This window comes from Paractinoplanes brasiliensis (assembly GCF_004362215.1).
In the GTDB taxonomy this organism is placed as follows: domain Bacteria; phylum Actinomycetota; class Actinomycetes; order Mycobacteriales; family Micromonosporaceae; genus Actinoplanes; species Actinoplanes brasiliensis.
Genome location: NZ_SNWR01000001.1, coordinates 483,783 through 492,292 on the forward strand (window position 1 = coordinate 483,783; position 8,510 = coordinate 492,292).

The following is an 8,510-nucleotide window of genomic DNA, read 5'->3' on the forward strand; positions in this document are numbered from 1 at the left end:
CTCGGCTACCAGTCGACGCGCAGCCGGACGAGGCCGCGGATGGACAGCCCCGACTTCCAGACCACGGCGTCGGGCGCGGTGGCCAGGCGTAGCCGGGGGAAACGGCGCAGCAGGTGGTCCAGGACGATCCGCAACTGGAGGCGGGCCAGTGGCGCACCGAGGCAGCGGTGCACCCCGTGCCCGAAAGTCAGGTGGACGGCGTCGCGGCCGTGCGGGTTGAGGTGTTCCGGCCGCGCCCAGATCTCGTCGTCCCGGTTGCCGTGCATCAGCGACACCACCACCGCCTCGCCGGCCTCGACGGTGACCGTGCCGAGCCGGACCGGCGCCACGGCCACCCGGGGAAAGCTCAGCGGCGTGGCCGGCGTCAGACGCAGCAGTTCCTCCGCGGCCGGTTCCACGAGCGCGGGGTCGGCGCGCAGCTCGGCGAGGGCGGCCGGGTCCGACAGCAGCGCGAGCACCGAGAGCCCGATCTGGCCGACAGTGGTCTCGTACCCGGCCATCAGCAGGGTGAGGCCGAGCGTCAGCAGCTCGCCCATCGACAGCCGGCCCCGGTCGTGCGCCGCGATCAGCGCGGTCAGCAGGTCATCGTCGGTACGGCGGCGCTTCTGCTCGATCAGGTCGCCCATGTAGTCGACCAGTTCGAGGCGGCGGCGCGACTTCTCCTGCGGCGTGCTGGCCGAGATGTCGAAGAGCACCTCCACCCGGTCGCGGAACACGTCGCCGTCCTCCGGCGGGATGCCGACCACCGAGCACAGGACGGCCAGCGGCAGGGGCGTGGCGAGGCTCGCGATGAGGTCGGCGCCCGGCCCGGCGGCGGCGAGTGCGTCGAGGTGTTCGTCGGTGAGGCGTTCGACGTGAGGCGCCATCGCGGCGACCCGGTGGGTGCTGAAGGCGCCGCTCACCACCCGCCGCAGCCGGGCGTGTTCGGCGCCGTCCATGCTCATCATCGCGTCGGCGGCCGGCTGGGCGTCGTTGAATCGGGGCGCCCGCGGCCGGGTCGCCTCGGCCCGGCTGAACCGTTTGTCGGTGAGCACCAGGCGGCCGAGGGCGTAGTCGCGCACGAGCCACATCTTGTCGCCCATCGGCGTGACGATCGGGAGGACGCCGGCGCCGGCGGTCGTCAGGAACGCGGGGAGCGGTCCCAGGCCGTTGTCAGGCATCGGCGAATCGCCTCCACGAGCGGGTGTACGGGGCGAGCGCGCCCCGCATCAGCGTCAGCAGCTCCCCTTCCGAACCGCGCAGGAAGAAGTGGCCGCCGGGCAGCACGAACTGGTCGAAGCGGCCGGTGGTCTCCTCGCCCCACGGCGTCAGACCGGCCGGCGGCAGGTCCTCGTCCTCGCTGCCGGTGAAGGCCACCACCGGGCAGACGAGCGGCGGCCGGGACGGGTACTCGTACGTCTCGATCACCTCGAAGTCGGCCCTGATGGCCGGCAGGAAGTACCGCAGGAGCTCCGGTTCGTCGAGGATCTCCTGGGGCAGGCCGCCCAGCTCGGCGAGCCGGGCGACCACCCGCTCCTCGGGTGCGGCGTGCAGCGGCGGCCGCAGGCGCGGAAGCCGCGGTGCCGGGCCCGCCGAGACGAACAGGACGCACGGCTCTCCGGCACCGCGCCGGCGTAACTCGTGGGCCAGCTCGAAGGCGACCAGCGAGCCCATGCTGTGGCCGAAGAGCGCGTACGGCACGTCGAGCTCGTCCACGACGGCGGCCGCGAGCGCACCGACGAGGGCGTCCAGGCGGGTGTACGGGCGGTCGCGCATCCGGGTCTGCCGGCCGGGCAGCTCGACGGGGCACACCTCGACGTCCTCGCCGAAGGCCCCCCGCCACGGCTCGTAGACCTGCGCGCCGCCACCCACGTACGGCAGGCAGAACAGGCGGAGGGCCGGCGTCCGCCGGGGTTGCGGGCCGGCGATCCAGCCGCCGGCCCGCCCGGCCCTCGGTCGCGGTGCGATGGGGTCCACGTACGGTCCTCCCGGTCTATCGGCTGGTCTCCGGATCCAGGGCGTCGTCATCCATCGCCACGTCATCCGCGGCGCCGCCCCTGGCGACGTCATCCGCGGCGCTGTCGTCCTGGGCGTCGTCGACCACCGATCTCGCGATCTCGGGCTGCGGCACCCGTCCCACCAGCAGCGACGCCGAGCAGAGGACGGCCGTGGCGGCCATCGCGAGGTACATCGCCTGGTAGCCGAGCACACCGATCAGGGCGGCACCGGCCGCGATGGACAACGCCTGGGCGCCGCCACTGACCGAGCTGACCGCCGCGTTCACCCGGCCCTGCATGCGTCCGGGGGTGTAGAGGTGCAGGGCGGTGCCCAGGGAGACCATCACGAACGGGATGCCGAGCCCGAGCAGGACGACGCCGACCAGGAACAGCGGGATGTTCCCGGCCAGGCAGAGCAGCAGACCCACGGTGATCAGCGCGTAGCCCGCGCAGGTTGCCCGGACCTCGCCCCACCGCTTCACGAACGAGCCGGAGATGAGCCCGCCGACAACGGAACCGCCGCCCTGGAACGAGGCGATCACGCCGAGGAACGCGGCCGGCCGGCCCAGCCCCTGGATCGCCGCGAACACGGCGGTCTCCAGCAGCCCGACCACGAGCATGAACGCCACCGTCGTGAGCGAGAGGCGCAGCAGCAGCGGCACGCCCCGGACGAACCGGAACCCGGCGACCACCGACGAGCGGAGCGGCTCCCCGGCCGGCTCGGGCTCGGACTCCACGACGTGGACGGAGATCAGCAGGAGCGCGGCGATCAGGAAGGTGGCGCTGCCGAACACCGCCAGCGCGCTGCCGCCGAACGCCACGTACACCCCGGCGCCGACCACCGGGGAGACGATCCGGACGCCCTCGCCGACGGCCATGATCAGGGAGCGGGCCGACGCCGCGTCCTCCGAGGGCAGGACGTCCTTCAGCAGCGCGGGCGGGGCCGGGCTGGCGGAGAGCACGCCGTACGCGAAGGTGACCAGATAGATGATCCACACCTGGCCGTCACTGCGCACCGCCAGCAGCGTGAGGAACAGCGCCGCCATCGCGAGATCCATGCCGATCATCAGCCGCCGCCGGCTGACCCGGTCGACGATGTGGCCGAGCACCGGCGCGAACAGCCCGGGCAGCGTGATGGCCAGGAACACGATGCCGGCCGCGGCGTTCGAGCCGGTCAGATCCTTGACCCAGATCGCGAGCGAGAGGTAGACGGCGGTCTCGCCGAAGCTCGTCACCGCGCTGGAGGCGAACAGCGTCCGGAAGCTCCGGTTGGTGCGCAGCAGCGTCCACATGGCGACCTCCTCAGTGCTCGCCCATGGCGAGGCGCAGGCTCTTGGGCCGCATGTCGGTCCAGACCTCCTCGATGTGCTCCAAGCACTTCTCACGGCTGCCGCGTACGCCGACGGCCTGCCAGCCGGCCGGGATCGCGCGGCCCGCGGCCCAGATGGAGTACTGCTCCTCGTCGTTGACGACGACGTCGTATTCGTCCTCGGTCATGGCTGCTTCCTTTCGGTGGTCGGTTGGAGCTGGTGCACGGCGGCGACCAGCGCGCGCATGGTGGGGTCGGCCAGGAAGTCAGCCAGGTCGACGGTGACGCCGAGCTCTTCGTCGAGGCGGGCGAGCAGCCTCAGTGCCTTGATGGAGTGGCCGCCCAGCGCGACGAAGCTGTCGTCCGGGCGGGCCCGGGCCAGGCCGAGGGATTCCCGCCACAGCGCGGCGACCGCCTCGGTCAGCGCGTCGGCGGCGGGCTCCTCGGGAGGCTCCTCGACGGTGGTGTCCGGCGCGTCCAGGGAGGCCAGCAGCGCGGCGCGGTCCACCTTGCCGTTGGCGTTGAGGGGGAGCCGGTCGGCGACGGCCAGGGCGGGGATCATGTACGCCGGGAGCCGCGTGCGCAGTTCCTCGGCGAGCCCGGCGGCGTCGCGGGGGCCGGTGACCCAGCCCAGCAGCTCGGCACTGTCGGCGGTGGCGCGGGCGGCGACCACCGCGTCGTCGACGCCCGGCAGCGAGCGCAGCGCGTGCTCGATCTCGCCGAGCTCCACCCGGAAGCCGCGGACCTTGACCTGGTCGTCGTTGCGGCCCCGGAAGGTGAAGGTTCCGTCCGGCAGCATGCGCACCCGGTCCCCGGTGCGGTAGAGGCGGCCGGGGCCGAACGGGTTGGGGACGAAGGACGCGGCGGTGAGAGCGGGGTTGCCGTGGTAGCCGCGGGCCAGGCCGTCGCCGCCGACGTACAGCTCACCCTCGACGCCGGGCGGGACCGGTTGGCCGTCGGGTCCCAGCGCGTACGCCGTCGAACCGGAGACCGGCCGGCCGATCGGTAGCGGGCCCGGGTCGAGCCCGGCCGCCGTCACCTGCTGCAGGGTGCTGACCGTGGTGTTCTCGGTCGGGCCGTAGACGTTGACGACCGAGCCGGGCGGCCGGTGCGCCAGCAGCCGGGCCAGCCGCTGTTCGTCGGCCCTCTCCCCGCCGAAGATCAGCAGGCGCAGTTCGCCGAGGGCGTCCGGCGCGAAGTCGATCACGGTGTTGAGCAGCGCGGTTGGCAGCCCCAGCACGCTGATCCGGTGCTCGTCGAGGAACGCGCGCAGCCGGGCCGGCGACGAGACGTCCTCCCGGTCGCCGATCGCCAGCACGGCACCGGCGCCGAGCGCACCCCAGATCTCCAGGATGGCGGCGTCGAAGGCCGGGTTGCACAGGTGCGCGACGCGATCGTCACGCCGGTATTCCAGGCCGGCCGCTTCGGGCACGAGGCGGCTGATCGCGCGATGCGGAACGACGACGGTCTTGGGGCGTCCGGTGGTGCCCGAGGTGGACATCAGATACGCGGCGTCCTCCCCTGTGACGCGGACCGGGACGGCCGGGTCGGCTGCCGGGTGCGGGCCGCCGAGCAGCCGGTCCAGCCGCAGCACCCGCAGACCCGGGGGCAGCACGGGGGACGCCGCGGTAACCAGCGCCGCGTCGGCCACCCCGTCCAGGGCGACCCGCAGCCGTTCGGCGGGCTGGCCCTGGTCGACCGGCAGGTAGGCGCAGCCGGCGTAGAAGATGCCGAGGTACGAGCAGATCGCGTCGGCTCCCCGCGCCATCGGTACGGCGACGACATCCCCGCGGCGCAGCCCCGCCGCCCGCAGCCCGGTGGCGATGGCGACGGCCCGCTCGTCGAGCTGCGCGTAGGTGAGCTCGACGCCGTGGTCGCGCACGGCCGGTGCGTCCGGCTGCTGCCCGGCCCGCCGGCGGATCAGCTCCGGGAGCGGAACCCGGTCGGCGTGGATCGGGCGTTCGGGCAGACGCAGCGGGGCGTCCGGATTCGCGAACGCCGCACCGGCCGCCGCCAGCATTGCGGCGTGCACCTGTTCGGCGTGTTCCGGGGTGAACAGCCCGCTGAGGTACTCGAGCTCGGCGATCGTCCGGTTGGCCTGCCGAGTGACCGCCCAGAGCAGCTCGTACTTCGCCGTCCCGGTGGGCAGCAGATCGCGTACGGCCTGATGCCCGTCGAACCGGAGGGCGCTTGCTCCCACGTCGAGGTAGCTGAGGCCGGCCTGGACGAGCGGCGCCCGAGTGGGATCGCCGCCGGGTCCCAGGTCGTCGACGATCGTCTGGAAGCTCACCCCGCGGTGGGCCAGTGCCGAGGCGGTCGCCGAGCGCACCTGGCGGGCCAGATCCCGGGCGGTGGTCCCCTCCGCAACGGCCAGACGCAGCGGCACCGGGTCGACGAACATCCCGATCTCGCCGCGCTGCTCGGCCGTCCGCGAGGAGGCGGCGATCCCGATCACCACGTCGCGTTCGCCGGTCTGCGCGACGAGGCCCGCCACGTAGGCGACGATCCACGTCATGAACGGGCTCACCCGTTCCCGGGCGGCGAACCCCGCCATGTCGGCCACCAGGTCGTCCGGGCAGACGAGCCGGTGGACGTCGCCGGTGTTCTCCAGCGCGGCGGGCCGGGACAGGTCGTGCGGCAGGGCGATGGTACGGGGACAGTCCGCCAGGACGCGCCGCCAGTACGCGCGCGACTCCTCGTTCACCGCCCGCGCACCCTCCGGGATCGCCTCGGCCCGCGGCGCGGGCCCGGATCTGCCGGTGGTGTAGAGCTCGCTGAGGGCGTCCTCCAGGATCGCCAGCGACCCGCCGTCGCACACCAGGTGGTGCACGGTGAGCAGCAGCAGGTCGCCCTCGTCGCCACGCTCGACGGCCACCGCCCGCAGCAGCGGCGGGCGGGCCAGGTCGAAGGGCAGCCGGGCGTGCTCGTCGATCAGCTCCCGCAGCTTCTCGGCCGGCAGGCCGCGGCCGTCCAGCCACCGGCACGAGACGGACGCGCGGGCCGCGGTGACCGCCCGGCCGGGTGCCTCGAAGCCGCGCCGCAGGGCGGCGTGGCCGGCGACGAGGGCGTCGAGGGCGGTCCGCAGACGCGGGATGTCGATGCGGCCGGGGAACCGGTAGAGCGCGGCGATGTGGTAGACCGGCGTGCCGGGGCGCAGCCGTTCCACGGACCACAGCAGTTCCTCGGCCGGCGTGAGCGGGCGTTCCTCGCGCTCGGGGCGGGGGTCGGCCAGGAAGGCCAGCAGGCGCCCGAATTCCGGGTACTGGTAGAGCACGTCGATCTCGAGGTCGGTCCCGGTGACGGCGCGCAGGCTGAGGGCGGCCTCGACGGCCAGTGCGGAGTCGCCGCCCTCGGCGAAGAAGTCGTCCTCGGGGCCGGCGTGGTCGGCGCCCAGCACAGCACACCAGATCCCGGTGACCGCCTCGCGCAGATGGTCGGCCGCGACGTCGTGCTGCTCACTCATCGGAGCCTCCGGCGGGCTCACGCCCGACCAGCCAGTCGCCGATGGCGAGGGCGTCCAGGGCCGAGCGGGCGTAGGTGGCGACCGCTTCCTGCGGTGTCCGCACGATCGGCTGGCCGCGCAGGTTGAACGAGGTGTTCAGGACCACCGGGGTACGGTGGTCGTCGCCGAACCGGCGGATCAGCGCGTGGAACCGGGGCGCCAGCTCCCGGTCGACGACCTGGACCCGGGCGGAGCCGTCGACGTGGGTGATCGACGGCAGCTCGTCGCGGTACTTGTCGCGTACCCGGGCGACCACGAGCATGTGCCGGTAGAGGCCCTCCTCGCCGGGCTCGATCTCGAAATACTCGCCTGCCTCCTCGGCGACCACCGCCGGCGCGAACGGCCGGAACTCCTCGCGCTGCTTCACCACCGCGTTCAGGTGCGCGCGCATGTCCGGCGCGGTGGGGTCGGCCAGGATGCTGCGGTTGCCCAGGGCGCGCGGCCCGAACTCCATCCGTCCCTGGAACCAGGCGACCACCTTGCCCGCGGCGATGAGATCGGACGTCTCCGCCAGCAGCGCCTCGCCCGGAAGATGACGCACCCGGTGCCCGGGGCCGAGCGTGGCCAGGGCCGCCTCGATCTCGGTCGCACCGAACTCCTCGCCCCAGTACGGCATTCCCATCGCTGCCGGTACCGCGGGAACGTGGCTGCGCAGGACGTGCAGGGCCGCGCCGAGCGCGGTTCCGTCGTCACCGGAGGCGGGCTGGACGAACATCCGGTCGAACCGTCCGCTGCGGGCGATCAGGCCGTTGGCGGTGCAGTTGAGGGCGACGCCGCCGGCCATGCACAGATCCCGGTACGCCTTCCCCGGCGCCCCGTCCAGGACGTACAGCAGGCTCTGCTCCAGCGACCGCTGGAGGACGGCGGCGATGTCCATGTGCCGCTGCGTGATCGGGGCGTCGGGATGGCGGGCCGGGCCGAACAGCTCCTCGAGGCGGCGGATCGCCCCGCGGTGGGTCTCCCGCTCCTCCGGGGTCTTGTCGCAGGCCAGCAGCGGCACGCTGAGGCCGCCGTCCGGGCGCAGCGTGACCAGCCCGGCGTCCGGGAAGGAGCCGATGTCGCCGTACGGCGCGAGCCCCATCACCTTGTACTCGTCCATGCCGGGCAGGAAGCCCAGATACTGGGTGACGACGCTGTAGAGGATGCCGAGCGAGCTCCCGATCGGGTAGGTGCGCAGCGTCTCCAACCGGCCGTCGTGCCCGCTGAACAGCGACGTCGACTCCGTCTCGCCCATTCCGTCGGCGACCAGCACCAGCGCGTCCGCGAAACCGCTCAGGTGGTACGTGCTCGCGGCGTGCGCCAGGTGGTGCGGGACCCGGACGAGCTTGCGTTCCCAGTCCTGGTCCGGGTAGTGCGACCGCAGCACGTCGAGCTGGACCCCTTCGCTGTACGCCTCCCGGTACCACCGCCGCAGGTAGTCGTCGAGCTCGAAGGCCGCCGAGGGTTGATAGCGGAAGCCGTGGGCGACGAGGTCGACGTCGCTCAGGGTGGCGCCGGCCATCCGCAGGCAGGCGGCGACGGCGTCGGCCGGGAAGGCGCCGGTTCCCTTGACGCCGTCATGCCGTTCCTGCGCCGAGGCGGCGATCACGCCGTTCTCGTCGACCAGGGCGGCGGCCGAGTCGAGGCCCTGCACCAGGCGCTGTTCGCGGGGGTCGAGCCCGGGCATCATCCGCTTCTTGAGCGCGGCGGCCCGGTCGAGCCCGCTGATTCCGAGGACCAGCAC

6 protein-coding genes are annotated in these 8,510 nt (G+C 73.4%); all 6 read right to left on the reverse strand.

What is annotated here, in order from left to right; all coding sequences use genetic code 11:
- Nucleotides 1–5 precede the first annotated feature (5 nt).
- From C8E87_RS01880 to C8E87_RS01905, 6 genes are read right to left on the reverse strand one after another with little or no spacing between them, the layout of a single operon-like run.
- Nucleotides 6–1,160, reverse strand: coding sequence for a cytochrome P450 (locus tag C8E87_RS01880; RefSeq protein ID WP_133871469.1), 1,155 nt, complete (start codon nt 1,158–1,160; stop codon nt 6–8).
- A complete protein-coding gene (locus C8E87_RS01885) occupies nt 1,153–1,956 on the reverse strand; it encodes a thioesterase II family protein (RefSeq protein ID WP_203721044.1) in 804 nt (267 codons plus the stop codon). Before C8E87_RS01885 ends, C8E87_RS01880 begins: the two co-directional genes overlap by 8 nt.
- Before the next feature lie 16 nt (nt 1,957–1,972).
- Nucleotides 1,973–3,268, reverse strand: coding sequence for an MFS transporter (locus C8E87_RS01890; protein WP_133871471.1), 1,296 nt, complete (start codon nt 3,266–3,268; stop codon nt 1,973–1,975).
- Between the two features lie 10 nt (nt 3,269–3,278).
- Nucleotides 3,279–3,473, reverse strand: coding sequence for an MbtH family protein (locus C8E87_RS01895; RefSeq protein ID WP_133871472.1), 195 nt, complete (start codon nt 3,471–3,473; stop codon nt 3,279–3,281).
- A complete protein-coding gene (locus C8E87_RS01900) occupies nt 3,470–6,748 on the reverse strand; it encodes a non-ribosomal peptide synthetase (RefSeq protein WP_133871473.1) in 3,279 nt (1,092 codons plus the stop codon). Before C8E87_RS01900 ends, C8E87_RS01895 begins: the two co-directional genes overlap by 4 nt.
- Nucleotides 6,741–8,510: a carbamoyltransferase family protein gene (locus tag C8E87_RS01905; RefSeq protein WP_133871474.1), complete on the reverse strand. Its 1,770-nt coding sequence runs from the start codon at nt 8,508–8,510 to the stop codon at nt 6,741–6,743. The genes C8E87_RS01900 and C8E87_RS01905 overlap by 8 nt, the downstream gene beginning before the upstream one ends.